Below are 1,225 nucleotides of genomic sequence, written 5' to 3' on the forward strand. Positions count from 1 at the left end.
AACCTAATATATAAGTGAAATGCAAAAAGGGAGCTAGGGCTCCCTTTGTTTATAGTAAATGCGTTCAGTTTGCCTTTCTTAATCCAACAAGCACTTTCTCTAGTTTGGATTCCATCGGAGCATTAATTTCCATCCATTCATCATTAGACGGATGTTGAAACTTAATGTTCGCGGCATGCAAAAACAAACGGTCCAATCCAAGTTGACCAGTGTAGGCATCAAAACGTCTATCTCCGTAACGATCATCCCATGCGATAGGATGTCCGGTGTACTGAGTATGCACACGAATTTGGTGAGTACGCCCCGTAATTGGGCTGGCTTGAATCAACGTCGCTTGCTCAAATTTCTCAAGAATTTTGAAACGCGTTTCTGATGGCTTACCGTTTGGGTTCACTCGTACAATACTGTTCACTTCATTTTTAAGTAGGGGGGCGTTCACAACTTTACAGTTGCTTTTCCATTGCCCCATCACTAAGGCGAAGTAAAACTTCTTCACCGTTTTTTCACGGAACTGCGCTTGCAAATGGCGAAGCGCCGAGCGCTTTTTAGCAACCAGTAAAATACCTGAGGTATCTCTGTCAATACGGTGAACCAATTCGAGGAAGCGTGCCTGTGGACGCAATGCCCTTAATGCTTCAATTGCACCAAACTTCAAGCCACTACCACCATGCACTGCTGTACCAGACGGTTTGTTCAGAATCAGCATATGATCATCTTCATAAATGATCATATGTTCTAGTTCAGCAACCTTATTGAGTTTCGTGCTTGGTGCGACATCCTCTTCCTTTTTCTCAACCGTTACAGGTGGAATTCGGACTAGGTCGCCAGCTTTTAGTTTATATTCGGCTTTGATGCGCTTTTTGTTCACGCGCACTTCACCCTTACGCACGATTCGATAAATCATGCTCTTTGGAATGTCTTTTAATTGGTTACGCAAGAAGTTATCAATGCGTTGACCCGCCATGTCTTCGTCGATATCAACGAACTGGACTTGTGTTCTTATCTCGCTCATGCGCGCTATTGTAAACGTAAATCCGCGTGACTTCACATTATTCTTGCTGCAAAAGAAACACTTGTTGCGAGAATCTGCTCCGAAATACGCCAACCTTTTGTTTAGATTATTAAAACCCTTTCCCTTGTTCGGGTTTTGTTTTCTGTCTTTGGAAGTTTACGTGATTCAATCGCTTATTTAACAGCCAGTTATAAATTGGAAAGTTTGAGTTTA

Annotated in this window: 1 protein-coding gene; it reads right to left on the minus strand. The window is 42.5% G+C overall.

The features are described 5' to 3' along the window. Positions 1-64: 64 nt before the first annotated feature. Positions 65-1,012, minus strand: a complete 948-nt coding sequence (gene rluC, locus R7Q47_RS25270) for a 23S rRNA pseudouridine(955/2504/2580) synthase RluC (RefSeq protein ID WP_021449846.1) — start codon at positions 1,010-1,012, stop codon at positions 65-67. Positions 1,013-1,225 lie beyond the last annotated feature (213 nt).

This window comes from Vibrio sp. Vb0349, from assembly GCF_033338975.1.